This window comes from Burkholderia aenigmatica (assembly GCF_902499175.1).
GTDB classification, from domain to species: Bacteria; Pseudomonadota; Gammaproteobacteria; order Burkholderiales; family Burkholderiaceae; genus Burkholderia; species Burkholderia aenigmatica.
This window is the reverse complement of the sequence record NZ_CABVQC010000007.1, coordinates 148,169-165,072: the sequence shown is the minus strand read 5'-3', so window position 1 is coordinate 165,072 and position 16,904 is coordinate 148,169. Positions and strand designations below refer to the sequence as shown.

Below are 16,904 nucleotides of genomic sequence, written 5' to 3'. Positions count from 1 at the left end.
AGGGCCGAAATGGCAAGGGAATGGGGTGCAAGGGGAAAGGCCCTACCCGAAAAGGCGAAAAGGCCGCCCGCTTGCCCGCCACCAGGACACCCACATGCTCTCTCTGTTCCAGCGGAAACGGCCTCCGGTCGCTGCCGCTCCGTCGCCAGCACCCGTCACCGATCTCCCGAAAGGGCTGCTGCAACCGGAATCGGCCGCATCGCTGCTGGCGACACCGCGCCGGCAGAAGCTGCTGGAACACATCTGGCAGCGAACCTCGCTCTCGCGCAGGCAATTCGCCACCCTGTACCGCACGCCCCTGGAACGCTACGCCGAGCTGGTCCAGGCCTTCCCGGCCTCCGAGGCGCATCACCATGCCTACCCGGGAGGCATGCTCGACCACGGTCTCGAAATCGTCGCCTACAGCCTGAAGCTGCGGCAGTCCCATCTGCTGCCCATTGGCGCCAGTCCTGAGGACCAAGCGGCGCAGGAGGAAGCCTGGACCGCTGCAGTTGCCTATGCCGCGCTACTGCACGACGTCGGCAAGATCGCTGTCGATCTGCACGTCGAGCTAGCCGACGGCAATACCTGGCATCCGTGGCACGGCCCGCTGCGTCAACCATACCGCTTCCGCTACCGTGACGATCGCGAGTACCGGCTCCACAGCGCCGCGACAGGCTTGCTCTACCGGCAACTGCTTGACCGTGAAGTCCTGGATTGGCTCAGCTGCTATCCGTCGCTGTGGGCACCGCTGCTCTACGTCCTGGCCGGACAGTACGAGCATGCCGGGGTCCTGGGCGAGCTTGTCGTGCAGGCTGATCGCGCTTCTGTGGCTCAGGAGCTGGGTGGTGATCCGGCCCGCGTCATGGCAGCACCCAAGCACGCACTGCAACGCAAGCTGCTCGACGGGCTGCGTTATCTGCTCAAGGAAGAGTTGAAGCTGAACCAGCCGGAAGCCTCCGATGGCTGGCTCACCGAGGATGGTTTGTGGCTGGTGAGCAAGACGGTTTCGGACAAACTGCGCGCACACCTCCTGTCTCAGGGGATCGATGGCATTCCTGCGAACAACACCGCCGTGTTCAACGTGCTGCAAGACCACGGCATGCTCCAGCCCACCTCGGACGGCAAAGCGGTCTGGCGCGCGACCGTGACCAGCACGACCGGCTGGTCCCATTCGTTCACCCTGTTGCGTCTCGCTCCCGCGCTGATCTGGGAGTCTGGCGAGCGACCAGCACCTTTCGCGGGCACGGTAGAGATCGACGCGACGCCCGCGGAAAACGACGCCTGCATGTCGGCTCCCGCGCCTACCGTCTCGGTGAACCCAGCGCAGGGAGGTCAAGAGCCTCCGATTTGGGAGGGCGACAGCACCACCATCGTTTCACCGCCCGCAGCCCAGCCCGTGCCCGACGTCATGGAGGATTTGCTCGCGATGGTGGGCTTGGGTGAGTCGGCCGGCGTTGGCCAGGATGCCGAGGAGTTCCTCCACACCCCCGCGCCAGCAACAGCCGCGACGTCCATTCCATCGCCTGCACCTGCACCCGCGCCTACGCCTGGGTCATCGGCAACGAAGCCATCCGGGGAACAGTTCATGGTTTGGCTGAAGCAGGGAATCGCCTCACGACGGCTCATCATCAACGACGCGAAGGCACTCGTGCATACGGTGAATGAGACGGCCTACCTGGTCAGCCCGGGTGTGTTCCAACGCTATGCGCAGGAGCATCCCGAAGTGGCCGCACTCGCCAAGCAGGAGAATCAACAGGATTGGCAGTGGGTGCAGAAGCGCTTCGAGAAGCTGCAGCTACATCGAAAGCAGCCCAATGGCCTGAACATTTGGACCTGTGAAGTCACGGGCCCGAGGAAGTCCCGCCGACTGCATGGCTACCTCCTCGAAGATGGGGCCTTGGCACTCGCCGAAATACCGCCCAACAATCCCTATCTTGCTCTGACTCAGGAAGGATGACGCGATTCGGGCATTGATCGCCACCGTCGTGTGGCGACGATCAATGCCCCGCGAAAATTGGCAACATTTGGCGAACTGAGCTACTCGGCCCGCGCCAACTCCTGTGCAAGGAACGGAGCGGTTCTGCTGCCAGACGTTCGGGCCACCTGCTGAGGGGAGCCCGCCACCACGATGCTGCCGCCGGCAGCGCCTGCACCAGGCCCCACGTCGATCACCCAATCGGCCTGGGCCACCGCGCGCATATCGTGTTCGATCATCACTACGGTATTGCCGGCATCGACCAGGCGCTGCAACTGCACCAGCAGCCGGTCGGCGTCCGACGCATGCAGCCCGGTAGTCGGCTCGTCGAGCACGTACAGGCTTCGGCCGCGCTGGCTGCGCTGAAGCTCGGTCGCCAGCTTGATGCGCTGCGCCTCGCCACCGGAAAGCTCAGTGGCTGGTTGTCCCAGGCGCAGATAGCCCAGTCCGATGTCGCGCAGCAGTTGCAGGGGCCTTGCCACCGCGTCTTCACCCGCGAAGAATTCGCTGGCCTCGTCCACGGTCATCTGCAGCACCTCGGCGATGTTGCGCCCGTTCCACTGCACCTTCAGCGTGGCCTCGTTGTAGCGCGCGCCATGGCAGGTCGGGCACGGCGCGTACACGCTGGGCATGAACAGCAGTTCCACGCTAACGAAACCCTCGCCCTCGCAAGTCTCGCAGCGCCCCTTGGCGACGTTGAACGAGAACCGTCCGGCATCATAGCGGCGGCGTCGAGCATCGGGCGTGGCAGCGAACAGCTTGCGCACATGGTCGAACAGGCCCGTGTAGGTGGCCAGGTTCGACCGCGGCGTGCGCCCGATCGGTTTCTGGTCCACCTGCACCAGACGCTGTACGGCGTCCACGTCGCCCGCCAGATGGCCGCCGGTCGCTTCGATCACTGCCGGCCCTTCGCTGGTGGCGCTTTCGGCTACATCGTCTTCCGGCTCGTGGCCCAGGTGCAGCAGCACCAGCTCCGGCAGGGCCTGCGCGACGAGGCTGGACTTGCCCGAGCCGGAGATGCCGGTGACGGCCGTCAGCACGCCCAGCGGAATGCGCGCATTCACGCCATGCAGGTTGTGGCGGTGAATGTCCTGCAGCTCCAGCCAGCCGGTCGCTTCGCGTGCCCGGCTTCCCGGCGCGGGGATCTCATCGAACAGGTAGCGTGCAGTACGCGATTCGGCAATCTTGCGCAGGCCATCCGGCTCGCCGCTGTAGAGCACGCGGCCGCCACGCTCCCCAGCATCCGGCCCGACATCCACCAGCCATTGCGCGCGGCGCATCAGGTCCAAGTCGTGCTCCACCACGAACACCGAGTTGCCGGCGTCGCGCAGCCGGTCGAGCGCGTCGTACAGGGCCTGGCTATCGGAGGGGTGCAGGCCCGCGGAGGGCTCGTCGAGCACGTACACGACACCGAACAGCAGGGAACTCAATTGCGTGGCCAGCCGCAGGCGCTGCAACTCGCCGGCCGAAAGCGTCGGCGTGGCCCGGTCCAGCGTCAGGTAGCCCAGGCCCAGCCCACGCAGTTGGCGCAGGCGTGCCATCACGCCACCGGCCAGGCGCTGCGCGGCGAGGCGCTTTTCTTCCGATAGCGCCGAGGTGCGGCGCACGTCGGGCGATACCGCATGGACGGCGCGGCCGGAGGCCGCGCGTTCGGCACGGTCGCGTCGGGTCGCTTCCTTGTCCGTAGCCGCCCCCGCTGCATGGGCGCGGAAATCGCCCTGGGCGATGGGTTCGAGCAAGGCCGCCAACTGGTCCAGCGGCATCTGCATGAACGCGCCGATGTCCACGCCGGCGAAGGTGACCGACAGCGCCTCGGGCTTGAGCCGCTTGCCGTGGCAGGTGGGGCACGGTTTGCCCTCCATGAACCGGGACACGCGCTTTCTCATCAACGCGCTCTGGGTGTTGGCAAAGGTGTGCAGCACGTAGCGCCTGGCGCCGGTGAAGGTGCCCATGTAGCTCGGCTCCATCTTGCGCTTGAGCGCGGCGCGGGTTTCGGCGGGCGTGAAGCCGGCGTACACCGGCACCGTCGGTGTTTCCTCGGTGAACAGAATCCAGTCGCGATCCTTCTTCGGCAGGTCCTTCCACGGTCGGTCAACGTCGTAGCCCATGCTGACCAGGATGTCGCGCAGGTTCTGGCCTTGCCAGGCGGGGGGCCAGGAGGCGATCGCCCGCTCGCGGATGCTCAGGGAGGGATCGGGCACCATGATGGCCTCGGTCACCTCGTACACATGGCCCAGGCCGTAGCAGGTCGGGCACGCTCCCTGCGGCGTGTTGGGCGAAAAATCCTCGGCGTACAGCATCGGCTGGTTGGCCGGATAGGCGCCGGCGCGCGAATACATCATCCGCACCAGGCTGGACAAGGTGGTCACACTGCCCACGGAGGAACGCGCGTTGCTGGAGCCCCGCTGCTGCTGCAGCGCCACCGCCGGCGGCAGGCCGTCGATCGCATCGACGTCCGGCACGCCGGCCTGCTCGATCAGTCGCCGCGCATAGGGGGCCACCGACTCGAAGTAGCGTCGCTGGGCCTCGGCATAGATGGTGCCGAAGGCCAGCGAGGACTTGCCGGAGCCGGAGACACCCGAGAACACCACCAGCGCGTTACGCGGGATGGAGACGTCCACCTCCTTGAGGTTGTTCTCGCGCGCACCGCGCACTTCCACCATGCCGCTGGCCGCAGCGGTACAAGAGGATTCACCGAAAGAATTGTTTGGCAAGTTTTTATCCTGTAGTTCGTCCCGCTCAGGACGGGACTTCCTGAGTTCGGGTGCCGCGGCGGCTGGCTTCGAGCACTGCGGTGACAGTGCGGGCGTCGTAGCTGCCGCGCAGACGACGACCCTCGACGAAGAACGTCGGCGTGGCGTGCGCACCGCTGGCGACCGCACTGGCGAGGTCGCGCTCGACACGCTCGATCACCGCAGGGCTGTCGAGATCCGCGATGAACCGTTCGACGTCGAGCCCAAGCTCGGCGGCGTAGCCGATCAGATGCTCGCGCTCCAGCGCATGCTGACGGGTGAACACGAAGTCCAGCCACGGCCAGAACATCCCCTGGTTCGCCGCTGCCTCGGACGCCCGCGCGGCAATCGGCCCGTGCGGGTGGTGCGGCAGATGGCGCACCACATACCGCAGGTCGTCACCGAAGTGGGCGCGAAGATCGTCCCACGAACCGGTGGCGTGCGCACAGTACGCGCACTCGAAGTCCACGTACTCGACGAGTGTGAGCTGGGCGTCCTCCGGCCCGCGGATGTGATCGATCTCCGGATCGACCGGCGGCTCAAGCACCATCGGCAGGTCAGCGGTCTTCTCACCCCACCGCTGGGCGGCGACCTTGAAGATCAGCCACCCGAGCAACGTGGCGAACACCATCGACACGAGCACGCCGACCGTCGCCTGGCGGCCCAGGTCGGAGGTCGTGCCGAACGCGAGCCCGATGATCAGCAGCGACACGGTGAAGCCGATCCCGGACAGCGCCGCCCCACCGAACACGCTCCCCACCCCGACGCCCTCGGGCAGCCGGCCCAGGCCGAGACGGACGGCGACGAGCGTGGTGAGCCCGATGCCCAAGAGCTTGCCGAGCACGAGCCCTGCGATGACGCCCCACGTGACTGGCGAGCCAAAGGCCTCGGCGAGCAGCCCGCCACGCACGTCCACCCCGGCGTTCGCCAAGGCGAAGATCGGCACGATCAGCAGCGCCGTCGGCAGCCGCAGGAACTCGTGCAATCGCTCGTTCACCGAGATACCCCGGGACAGCCCGCAGTCCACCGCGCGGGCCGATGCGGCACTCGGCGACTGCCAGAAGTCACGGAACAACTGTCTTGCCGCAACGACCCCGTGACGTTGCGTCGCATAGGCGGGGATCAGCAGCCCCGCGGCCATCCCGGCGAGGGAGGCATGGATGCCGGAATACACGGTTGCGAACCACAGCACGATCACGATCAACACATACGGCGTCGCCCGCCACTGGCGGGTGCGCCCCAACAACCACAATCCAACGAGGCTGGCGAGGGCGATAAGCAACGGGACGATCCGGATCTCCTCGCTATAGACGATGCCGATGATGGACACTGCGAGGAAGTCATCGACCACGGTCAGGGTGAGCAGGAACACGCGCAACTGACCCGATAGCCGCGGGCCGACGATCGCCAAGGTGCCCAGCATGAACGCCGTATCGGTGCCGACCACCGCACCCCACCCGTGCAGGCCCTCACTTCCGGCTAGTTTCACGATCAGGACATACACCAGCGCGGGAAGCACGACTCCCGTGACCCCCGCGATCAGGGCGAGGCGGGCACGGCTGCGGTCACGGAGCGATCCGTGGGCGAACTCCTGACGCACCTCCAGTCCGATCAGGAAGAAGAAGACGACCATCAGGCCGTCGTTGACCCAGTGATGCAGATCCATGTGTAGGCGCAGTGGCCCGAAGTTGAACCCGACGTCTAGGTGCCACAACTCGAAATAGGCGTTAGATAGCGGCGAGTTCGCCCACACGAGCGCCACAACCGTGACGATCACCAGCAGCACCGCAGCGCCAGACTCCGTGCGTAGATAGTGGGCAACGCGTCTCCGTCTGATATGCGCCGAGGACTCACCAAAAGAAGAGGCTGGCATGTGCTTATCCTGTAGTTTGTGAGATCACGATGGGCAGGTTTCGGAGGCGACCGGTCAGGCGTCCGCCTCTGGCAGCGTCCCATCATCCAGCGAGCGCAGCCAAGTAAGCCATTCTCCCAGCCTGCGCTCAACACCTCTGTCCGTTGGCTGATACCAGCCCGGCCGCGCCACGCCCTCGGGAAAGTAGCTTTGCCCAGCGGCGTAGCCGTTGGGCTCGTCAGGAGCGTAGCGGTAGCCTTCGTGATACCCCATCTGCTGCATCAGCTTCGTCGGCGCATTGCGAAGATGGAGAGGCACAGGCAGGGAGCCGCTGTTCTTGACGAAGGTCTTCGCCTTGTTCCAGGCGGCATAGGCAGCGTTCGACTTGGGGGCGGCAGCAAGGTAGGTCGCCGCGTGGGCAATCGGTATTTCGCCTTCGGGGGAACCCAGCCTCTCATAAGCCAGCGCGGCATTGAGCGCCAGTTGCAGCGCCTGCGGGTCGGCATTGCCGATGTCTTCGCTGGCCACTACCACCATGCGGCGGGTCACCTGGCTGACGTCGCCGCTACCGTCAAGGATGCGGGCCAGCCAATACAGGGCCGCATCAGGGTCGGAGCCCCGTAGCGACTTGTGGAAGGCTGAGAGCTGCCAGTAGAACTCGTCACCGCCCTTGTCGAACCTGCGCAGCGATGGACTGGTGGACAGCTTGGCGGACTGGCCATCGACCACGGTCTTGCCAGCGCCCGACGCCGCATTCGTCACCTGCTCAAGCAGATTGAGGAAGCGCCTGCCATCGCCATCGGCAAAGCCCTTGAGCAGATCCAGCGCGTCCGCGTCCAACGTGACGCCCTGGAGATGCGGCAGTGCGCGTTCGTAGAGTTGGTTCAGTTCGTCGCTGGACAGCGGTTCGAGGGTATAGACCTGCGCGCGCGAGAGCAGTGCGGAATTGACCGCCAACCCCGGATGCTCGGTCGTCCCCCCCACCAGGGTCAGGAGCCCCGACTCGACATGGGGCAGCAGGGCATCCTGCTGCGCCTTGTTGAAGCGATGGATCTCATCGACGAAAAGCACCGTCGATCGACCATGGTTGTCCAGTTCGGCCTGGGCCTCGTCGATGGCTTGCCGGATGTCCTTCACCCCGGCCAGCACGGCCGAGATGGCGATGAATCGGCTGTCGGTCGCACTGGCGGCCAGGCGCCCTAGGGTGGTCTTGCCCACGCCTGGCGGCCCCCAGAGGATGAACGAGTGCAACTTGCCCGCCTCGAACGCGAGACGCAGCGGCTTGCCGGGGCCGAGCAAGTGCCGTTGCCCGACGAATTCGTCCAGCGTCTTGGGCCGCAGGAGTTCGGCCAAGGGAGGCTTGGGCTTTGTCGTGAATAGATCGGTCAAGTTCCTCTCCCTGGCATTTCTGATAGTTGACGTTCCGATAAGGTGGGCACCTCAATCCAGAGAGCCGGATTTATCCAACGCCGTGGGCTCTTTGTCGGCAATCGCATGCATGATGATGCGAGAGCCGCGGTAGCCGATGCTGTGGTTCCATACCCAGCTCAAAGCGACACTGAGACGATTTCGCGTGCCGATCAGAAAGTAGATGTGCGCCAGCTTCCAGATCCACCACGCAAAGGCACCACGCAGCTTCACCCGCCCCATGTCAATCACCGCCAGGCTGCGGCCGATGGTGGCCAGGTTCCCCTGATGCCGGTATTTGAAAGGCCCGTCAGCGGGCTTGCCCTTCAAACGCCGTCCAATCAGGTTAGCGACGTACTTCCCTTGCTGTTTGGCGGCCGGGGCGATGCCCGGCACGGGCTTCCCATCGGCCATGGTGCACGAGGCTGTATCGCCGATGGCGAAGACCTCCGGGCGACCGGCCACCGTCAGGTCAGGGCCAACGACCACTCGACCAGCACGATCAGACGCAGCGCCCAACCAGCGAGCCGCGGGAGACGCCTGGACTCCGGCGGCCCAGACGATGGTCTTGGCCGAAAGGGGCTTGCCGCCATACACCACGCCGTCGGCCGAGCATTCGGTGACCGGAGTACCCAGCACGACCTCGACCCCGAGTTTTTCGAGTGCCTGGCGCGTATAGGCCGAAAGATCCTCTGGAAAGACCGACAACAGACGCGGGCCAGCCTCGATCAGTACAACCCGCGATGTGCTCGGGTCGATCGAGCGGAAGTCACGCGCCAGCGTGTCTCGTGCCAGCTCGGCGATGGTTCCGGCCAATTCAACCCCGGTGGGACCACCACCGATGATGACGAACGTCTGCAGCGCGGCACGCTGCTGAGGATCGCTCGTGCGCTCAGCTTCCTCGAAAGCCGCGAGGATTCGGCCCCGAATGGTCGTGGCATCTTCCAGCGTCTTCAACCCCGGCGCGAAAGCCCCCCATTCGTCGTGTCCGAAGTAGGCATGGGTAGCACCTGTCGCGAGCACGAGCGTGTCGTAGGTTTGCCGCATTCCATTGTTGAGAATGACCTGACGCGCGTCCTGGTCGATACCTTCCACTTCCGCCATCAAGGTGTTCACTTCCGGGCGATTTCGGAAGAGATAGCGAATAGGCCAGGCGATCTCGGATGTCGAAAGTGACGCACCTGCGACCTGGTAAAGCAAGGGTTGGAACAGGTGATGATTGCGCCGATCGATGATCGTCACATCGACCTCGACACCAGCAAGCTGGTTGGCAACCTCGATCCCGCCGAAGCCCGCTCCGATAATGACGACGTGATGTCGGTTTTTGGAGGTCTTTGTCATGACCTGATCTCCTCTCTCAGCGTTTCAGCGCCGATGCGTGGTGTGCCATATGCTCGCCAATGAAGCTGGCAATGAAGTAGTAGCTGTGGTCGTAGCCTGGGCGCAGATTCAACGTGAGCGGGTGCCCCGTCTCGTCGCAGGCTTTGCGCAGCAGGTCGGGCTGAAGCTGGCTCTCCAGGAACTCGTCGCCCAAGCCCTGATCAACCAGCAACGGCAAACGCTCCTGCACGGTGCGAATCAGCTCCACGGTGTCGTACTGCTTCCACACTTCCCGATCGCTGCCCAGGTACGCCTCGAAGGCCTTGTGCCCCCAGGGAACCTGGGTGGGGGCGACGATGGGCGAGAAGGCCGAGACGCTTCGATAACGGCCCGGGTTGCGCAGGGCGATGACCAGAGCGCCGTGTCCTCCCATGGAATGGCCGCTGATGCTCCGCTCCGCTGTCACGGGAAAGTGGGCCTCGATCAGCGCCGGCAATTCCTGCACGACGTAGTCGTACATCCGATGATTCGCAGCCCAGGGTTCCTGTGTGGCGTTGACGTAGAAACCCGCCCCCTGTCCGAGGTCATAGGCAGGATCGTCGGCAACGCCTTCGCCGCGAGCACTGCTATCGGGCGCGACGACGGCAATGCCATGTTCGGCCGCGTAGCGCTGGACGGCGGCCTTGGTGATGAAGTTCTGCTCGGTGCAGGTGAGGCCTGAAAGCCAGTACAGCACCGGCACCTTGCCGTGCTGTGCCTGCGGAGGCAGATAGACGCCGACCTTCATCGTGCAACCGAGCGTCGTGGATTCATGCTGATAAACGTCCTGCCAACCATCAAAGCTGGCGTGATGTTCGATGCGTTCCATGTAGTTCTCCTATGTTCAAAGGAACGGCGCAGCTCTCGCGCGCCAGGACGGCAGCTCGTCAGGAAGATTTCTCTTCCGCTGCCGTGTCGCCGTGGGCGTGTCTGATCCTGCGCACGATCCACCAGATCGTCAGCATCACCGCAGGCACCAGAACCGCCATCACCGGCGCCACGCTGTCGTGAACCATCGGAATGCCCTTGAGCAAATAGCCGAGAAGACTCACGACGTAATAAGAAATTGCCGCGACCGACAGGCCTTCGACGGTTTGCTGAAGGCGCAATTGCATCTTGGCCCGGTTGTTCATCGACGCAAGCAGATCGCGGTTCTGGCGTTCAAGCTCGACGTCGATCCAGGAACGCAGCAACGCGATGGCCCGGGTCAGCTTGTCGGAGAGCTTGGTCTGGCGCTCCTTTACGGATTGGCATGTCCGCATGGCGGGAGCGATGCGACGCTGCAGGAAATCCGCCCAGGTGCAGTACCCGGATACGGCCTCTTCCGAAAGCGCTGCCAGCCTTTCCTCGACGATCTCGTAGTAGGCACGACTGGCGCCGAAGCGATAGAGATTCGCCGCAACGCCAGCTTCCAGTTCGGCAGCCAGGCCGGTCAATTCGGACAGCAGCACGTCGCTGTCGCGCCGTTCCACCAAGCTCGTACACATCTCGTCGGTGATCGCCGCAAGGCGCGACTCCATGCGCCGCAGCTCCGACGTCATCGACCGCGTCAACGGCAAGGACAGCAACGCCAAGGTACGGTAGGTCTCGATCTCCAGCAGACGTTGAGCCAGCGCACCCGCCCGCGCCGGGGTCAAATCGCGGGCAAGGACGAGGATCTGCGTCAGGCCATCCTCATCCTGTCGGAAGTCGGTGAGGATGGCGGCAGAGCCGTTCTCCACCAGCGAGTAGCACAGGCTGGCAGGATCGAAGCGATCGGCCTCCTTCTCCGTTTCCGGCGTCCATGGAAGAAGTCTCAAACGGATGCCGGATACGACCGGGCCGGGAGGAACAAATCCATGCTTGAACGGATTTTCGCCGCACGGCTCTCCCGTCTCGGAATCCAGCGAAGCGCACCAGAGATACGTTGAGAACTCGGTGTGCTTTTCACAGTGCAGGTCTCCCTCATCCCATGTCATGCCGTGAAGCGGCGTAGCGTGGTCGGGCTCGGCAACGCCGAAGCGATGAGACAACTCACTCATCGCCATCTGATCCCTGGCCTGATCGCCTTCGGTCATGAAAGCGAGCTGCAATATGCCGCGGGGGGCCTGAATCAACAGATGCGGGCGCGCATGCACTTCACCCACGGCCGCAGCACGATCGGCATAGGCCGGCATGCCGTACACGGTGGCGGTCGGGGCGGGTTGTACGGTCGTCGCATTGATGTTGGCCGGCTCTTGCATAACGACCTCATTTCTCATTGGTTGAAAAACACGCTTCAAAGCAAATGCCCGCAGCCATGCGTTTCGCACATGGCTGCGGGCCGATCTTCATGAGCAGGCACCGCTCTACACGGTCCGTCTAATAGGCTCGCCGTATAGAGGCTTGTGCTGGCCCTTTCAGAACGCCCTCAGCTTCCTTGCTTTCAGACGAAGGTGTACGAGCAGACCTTGTTGCCCGCCGGATCACGCAGGTAGGCCGCATAGGCACCCGGCAGGTGACCACGTGCGCCAGGCTGGCCCTCGTCGGTGCCGCCTGCGGCAAGGCCGGCAGCATGGAAGGCATCCACTTCGGCGGGAGTGGCGGCCGCAAAGCCGATCGTCACGCCGTTGCTGGAGGGCGCTTCACCATTGCCCGGACGGGCGATGATGAAAGCCGGCTTTTCGCGACCGAAAAGTACCCATCCGTTGTTGAAAGGACCGAGGTTCTTGATGCCAAGAGCACCCAGAGCGGCGTCGTAGAACGCGACCGACTTCTGAAGGTCGGCAGCGCCGATAAAAATGTGCGAAAAGATGCCATCGCCAGAAATGACAGGAGTGGACATGATTAATTTCCTTGGTGGTTGGTGTTGAATGGGTAGTGGGCGGTCAGTAGTGGATCACCGTGCGAATCGACTTGCCTTCATGCATCAGGTCGAAGGCCTTGTTGATGTCGTCGAGGCCCATGGTGTGGGTGACGAACGGGGCGAGATCGATCTCGCCTTTCATTGCGTCCTCCACCATGCCGGGAAGTTGAGTGCGGCCCTTGACCCCGCCGAAAGCCGAGCCCTTCCAGGTGCGACCGGTGATCAACTGGAACGGGCGCGTCGAAATTTCCTTGCCTGCACCAGCCACGCCGATGACGATCGACTGGCCCCAGCCACGATGTGCTGCTTCTAGTGCCGAGCGCATCACGTTGACGTTGCCGATGCACTCGAAGGTGTGATCGACACCCCAACCGGTCATCTCGATGAGAACCTCGTGAATCGGCTTGTCGAAGTCCTTCGGGTTGAGGCATTCGGTCGCGCCGAAGGTACGAGCCAGCTCGAACTTCGCTGGATTGGTGTCGATGGCGATGATGCGACCTGCCTTGGCCTGGCGTGCCCCCTGAATCGCAGCGAGCCCGATGCCGCCGAGGCCGAAGATGGCCACAGAGTCACCCGGCTGAACCTTGGCCGTGTTGTGAACAGCGCCGATGCCGGTGGTCACACCGCAACCCAGCAGGCAGACATGCTCGGGATTGGCGTCCGGGTTGATCTTGGCCAGCGAGACTTCGGCCACCACCGTGTATTCGCTGAAGGTCGAGCAGCCCATGTAGTGGTAGATCGGCTGGCCGTTGTAGCTGAAGCGGGTGGTGCCATCGGGCATCACGCCCTTGCCCTGGGTGGCGCGCACCGCGACACACAGGTTGGTCTTGCCGGACTTGCAGAACAGGCACTCGCCGCACTCGGCGGTATAGAGGGGAATGACGTGATCGCCAGGCTTCACGCTGGTCACACCTTCACCCACCTCCACGACGATACCCGCACCTTCATGACCCAGCACGACCGGGAAGAGACCTTCGGGGTCGTCGCCCGACAGGGTGAAGGCGTCGGTATGGCAAACGCCGGTGTTCGTGATCTTGATGAGCACCTCGCCCTTGCGCGGCGGCTCGACGTCGATCTCGACGATTTCCAGCGGCTTTCCTGGCCCGAAGGCAACTGCTGCACGTGATTTCATGATGTCGCTTCCTTTACTAGCTAACTAAATTTGCCCTCACCGAGGGCACCCTGGTGCCTCTACCGCAGATAGGAGCGGACGATAGAGATGGTCTCGTCAATGGACTTGTTCTGCGAATCGCTCCTGATTTCGCTACTGGGAAACTCTTCCCGCAGATAGCTCTCCAGAACGGTTGCCATCAATCCGTTGACTGCCCCACGAACGGCCGCAAGCTGCTGAAGAATTGCAGGGCATTCCGCACCTGCATCGAGCGCTTGCTCAAGAGTCGCTACCTGACCTTTGATGCGCCGGATGCGCGTCAGGGCTTGCTTCTTTTCTTCCGGGCTGTGTGGCATCGAACACCTCTCTACTTGGGTACACCGCCGCATTATACAATACTCCACCATAGTATATGCGGCCGAACTTCGCCACAAATTCTGTGCTCTTCGAGCACTATTACAGGCTAGTACAGATTTGTTCCCAAGAAGCGCAAAACATTCAAATCAATGAATATTTCTTGCATGTATCGACAGCATCGGGGCAAGTTCAAAACCGGTCAAACTGGAAAAATCTATGCGCAGATAGATATGGCCTATCTAAGCCAACTCATCGAGCTGAAGCTATCAAGATGAGACCGGCTAGGCGACCTGACGACCCGAGTACCGAGCCTTCCTCAGTGCAGGCAACATCTGGCCGTCCCAGTCACGATCGACCGCAACCTGGGCCTGTTCCTGGTTTCGTTCGAGGGCTTCAACGTCCAGATCAGCAATCGCCCATGTCTGCGTGCCGCAAGTCGTCGCGAGAATGCCATCCTCCGGGAATCCGCGATCCATGGGTGCATAGATCGTGGCCTCGCCAGTATTCGTGTCCAGCGCCGGGCTCCAGTCAGCAGCTCCGGTCGTCACGGCCTGCGCGATGAACATTCGGTTCTCCAGTGCCCGCGCCATGCAGCCCACACGGACCCGGGTTGCACCTGCTTGGGTGTCGGTACAGCTCGGGACCAGCAGCAGGCGCACTCCCGCCTCTCGCTGGGCTCGCACGGGCAATGGAAACTCACTGTCATAGCAAACAGCGATGCCGGCACGCACGCCTTTCAAATCGAACACCTTCAGTTCGTCGCCACCCTCGATGACGCCGGCGTCTTTCTCGAACCCCGTCAACTGCAATTTGTCTTGGTAGTCGCGTGTGCCGTCAGGCGCAAACCACCAAGCCCGGTTGCGGTAGCGGTCCAATCCAACCTGGGTCAAAAACGTACCGGCCTGAATGGTCATGCACAACTCGCGCGACAGGTCGGCATACAGTGCCAGCCACGCAGGCTGCAAGGCCTGCAGCGCGGCCAGAGAGGCGTTGAAATCATGGCGGATGCCAGGCTCGAACGTTGCAGCCAGTTCGAGGGATAGATACTCGGGCAACACGGCCAGTTCCGCCCCGCCACGGCGCGCCTCCTCCAGAACCAGCCGCTGCCGCGCAGCAAATGCCTCGAAGCCCGCGGGCTGACCCACTGAGTATTTCGCAACTGCTACTTTCATTTCGCGTTCTCCAGGGAGTGCAGCCACATCGTGAGCGTCTGCTCGGTTTCGCTCGGCTCACCCACCTGCTTCCAGGGCAGCGTAACCTTCATGTCCGACTGCCGCACGTAGCCGCGACGGGTCCAGAAGGGGTCATTACTGCGGTAGTTGGAAGGACGCCGGAGATCGTCGTCTGCACGATCCACCGACGCGAACGATGCCCACTGCATGCCGCCCAACGAACGGGCATGCGCTTCGCGCTCGTCAAAGAAGCGATGGCCCAGGCCAAGGCCCCGGAAGGCCGGGAGCAGGACTGATTCGCCACAGTAAAACACTGCCTCCACCGGGATTCCTCGATCGGCGAACGGCACATGGAAGGCCGGCTCCGCATCGCCGAGCGGCAACCCCGTGGACGCACCCACGACCACATCATCAGCGAGCGCGAGTACCAGCAGGCTGTCTGCCGAACGGGCGTACATGGCGAGGTAGTGCTTCTCGTATTCGGTGTCGCCCTCGTACAGGTAAGGAAAGCTGCGGAAGACGCTCGCCCGCAGGCCTGCCACGGCATCGAACCATTCGGCAATGTCCGGGCCACGACGAACCAGCACCTGCACGTCGCTGGTCATTTCAGGCGTCCCCTCCAACCTGTGCGATCCAGTCGCCGAGGTTGTAGTAGTTGGTGACACGAGCGATCTTGCCATCGCGGATCTCGAAGAACGCGCCGCCCGGCAGCACGTAGCGCTGGCCCTGGGCTTCCGGCAGCCCGTCGTCCGTCACCTTGTATTCGCCATGCACCACGTACTCCGCGCCTGCACGCAGGCCGTCGGCGCTGACCATCACCACGATCCCGCGCAGTTGCTCGCCATAGCAGCGGTCCATGCGCTGCAGGAAGGCGCGGAAGGCTTCGCGACCGACCTCACGAGCGCCCTGGTTCAAGTCGTGCGCGACGTCATCGGTCAACATTGACAGCATGGCCTCGCGGTCGCCGCGGTTGAAGGCGTCGTAGTAGGCAGTGATGAGAGTCGCAGCGTTCATTCGCGTTCCTTGTTGGGTTGTTCGGAGCGGAGCATTCCGGGGTGTTGTCAGTCTGGGCAACCGCGCTCTCCTTGTATATGGAATTGTTGCGATTTTATAATTCCACAATCTGGAACAATTAACGAGCAGCGAAACCGGCCATGAGGCGTGCGTCATGAACAAAGAAATGGAACTACTGCGCATCTTTCGGGTGGCGGCCGAAAGCAGCAGTTTTCGCGATGCGGCCGTCCGGCTGGGGACTTCTCCGCAAGGTGTAACCCGTGCCATCCAGCAACTGGAGCAACACTACGGCGAGGTGTTGTTTCATCGAAGCACGCGCCAGGTGCGCATCACCGCCTTCGGCGAAGGGCTGCTAGACCAAGTGCGCCCCGCATTGGAGCGGTTCGAGGATCTGTGGCGAACGCCTAGCTCCGACCAGCAGGCCTCTCTGTCCGGCACGGTTCGCATCACCGCACCGCACAGCTTGGGCACCAGAGCGGTGCTACCGGCACTGGAGCGCGTGGCCGCGCGTCATCCCGGCATCACGCTGGATGTGCGCCTGTCCGATCGCATCAGCAATACGGTTGACGAAGGGATTGACGTCGGGATCAGGGTCGGATTCATGCGCGATAGCCGCTTCGTCGCACGCAAGGCCGCCGACATGAGACTCCCCATCGTTGCCGCTCCGCGCCTGATCAAGAAAGTGGGCGTACCTGCAAACATCGATGCGCTAAGCAGCCTGCCAGTTACCGTGGCCTTGGATATCAATACCGGCCGCCCCTAGCCTTGGCACTTCAAGGCGGGACGCCAGTGGACACCTACCGCACCCACTCTCGTCGCTGACAATGCCGACATCGAAATGGGGGCAGCGTTGGCCGGAATCGCCTTCGCGCAACTGGCGGACTACATGGCTGCCCCCTACATTGCCAACGGGAAGCTGGTGCGAGTGCTGGAGAACGAAGAACCTCCGGCATGGGGGTTGTACGTCTATCGGCCTCAGCGTGGCCCCATTCCAGGACGGGTTCGAGCGGTATTTGATGAAATGCTGCTCGCCGTGGGATCGTTGCCAGCTTTGCCCTGACTCCTCGCAAGACGCTGTAGGGCACACATCTTGGAAAGCGGGGCACTGAGCCTCGGCGG

13 protein-coding genes and 1 pseudogene are annotated in these 16,904 nt (G+C 63.2%); 2 read left to right on the top strand and 12 right to left on the bottom strand.

Annotated features, from left to right (window positions below):
* Nucleotides 1-94: 94 nt before the first annotated feature.
* Nucleotides 95-1,939, top strand: a complete 1,845-nt coding sequence (gene mobH, locus BDO18943_RS07720) for a MobH family relaxase (RefSeq protein ID WP_175021860.1) — start codon at nt 95-97, stop codon at nt 1,937-1,939.
* 80 nt (nt 1,940-2,019) lie between these two features.
* Here the strand turns inward: mobH and BDO18943_RS07715 are convergent, their stop codons facing one another.
* The 12 genes from BDO18943_RS07715 to BDO18943_RS07660 form a co-directional block, all read right to left on the bottom strand.
* Entirely contained in the window at nt 2,020-4,671 is a 2,652-nt protein-coding gene (locus tag BDO18943_RS07715) for an excinuclease ABC subunit UvrA (RefSeq protein WP_020924950.1), read from the bottom strand.
* Nucleotides 4,672-4,696: 25 nt separating this feature from the next.
* The gene (gene nhaA / locus BDO18943_RS07710) at nt 4,697-6,562 is read right to left on the bottom strand and encodes a Na+/H+ antiporter NhaA (RefSeq protein ID WP_011871462.1); all 1,866 of its coding nucleotides are present in this window, start codon (nt 6,560-6,562) and stop codon (nt 4,697-4,699) included.
* 54 nt (nt 6,563-6,616) lie between these two features.
* Nucleotides 6,617-7,930, bottom strand: coding sequence for a replication-associated recombination protein A (locus BDO18943_RS07705; protein WP_023106336.1), 1,314 nt, complete (start codon nt 7,928-7,930; stop codon nt 6,617-6,619).
* Nucleotides 7,931-7,981: 51 nt separating this feature from the next.
* Entirely contained in the window at nt 7,982-9,289 is a 1,308-nt protein-coding gene (locus BDO18943_RS07700; protein WP_011871464.1) for an NAD(P)/FAD-dependent oxidoreductase, read from the bottom strand.
* Nucleotides 9,290-9,305: 16 nt separating this feature from the next.
* On the bottom strand, nt 9,306-10,136 hold the full coding sequence (gene fghA / locus BDO18943_RS07695; protein WP_011871465.1) for an S-formylglutathione hydrolase: 831 nt from the start codon (nt 10,134-10,136) through the stop codon (nt 9,306-9,308).
* Nucleotides 10,137-10,194: 58 nt separating this feature from the next.
* Nucleotides 10,195-11,529 (bottom strand): DUF3422 family protein, encoded by a 1,335-nt coding sequence (locus BDO18943_RS07690; protein WP_023106334.1) that lies wholly within the window; start codon nt 11,527-11,529, stop codon nt 10,195-10,197.
* A gap of 182 nt (nt 11,530-11,711) precedes the next feature.
* Entirely contained in the window at nt 11,712-12,110 is a 399-nt protein-coding gene (locus BDO18943_RS07685; protein ID WP_017514589.1) for a VOC family protein, read from the bottom strand.
* A 43-nt stretch (nt 12,111-12,153) separates the two neighbouring features.
* Entirely contained in the window at nt 12,154-13,263 is a 1,110-nt protein-coding gene (locus BDO18943_RS07680; protein ID WP_007182549.1) for an S-(hydroxymethyl)glutathione dehydrogenase/class III alcohol dehydrogenase, read from the bottom strand.
* A 59-nt stretch (nt 13,264-13,322) separates the two neighbouring features.
* Entirely contained in the window at nt 13,323-13,598 is a 276-nt protein-coding gene (frmR, locus tag BDO18943_RS07675; RefSeq protein WP_007182548.1) for a formaldehyde-responsive transcriptional repressor FrmR, read from the bottom strand.
* 282 nt (nt 13,599-13,880) lie between these two features.
* Entirely contained in the window at nt 13,881-14,771 is an 891-nt protein-coding gene (locus BDO18943_RS07670; RefSeq protein WP_007182547.1) for a carbon-nitrogen hydrolase family protein, read from the bottom strand.
* Entirely contained in the window at nt 14,768-15,376 is a 609-nt protein-coding gene (locus BDO18943_RS07665) for a GNAT family N-acetyltransferase (RefSeq protein WP_007182546.1), read from the bottom strand. Before BDO18943_RS07665 ends, BDO18943_RS07670 begins: the two co-directional genes overlap by 4 nt.
* 1 nt (nt 15,377) lies before the next feature.
* Nucleotides 15,378-15,785 (bottom strand): ketosteroid isomerase-related protein, encoded by a 408-nt coding sequence (locus BDO18943_RS07660; protein WP_017514126.1) that lies wholly within the window; start codon nt 15,783-15,785, stop codon nt 15,378-15,380.
* Nucleotides 15,786-15,939: 154 nt separating this feature from the next.
* Between BDO18943_RS07660 and BDO18943_RS07655 the strand changes: the two are divergent.
* Nucleotides 15,940-16,845: pseudogene (locus BDO18943_RS07655) on the top strand (LysR family transcriptional regulator).
* Nucleotides 16,846-16,904 lie beyond the last annotated feature (59 nt).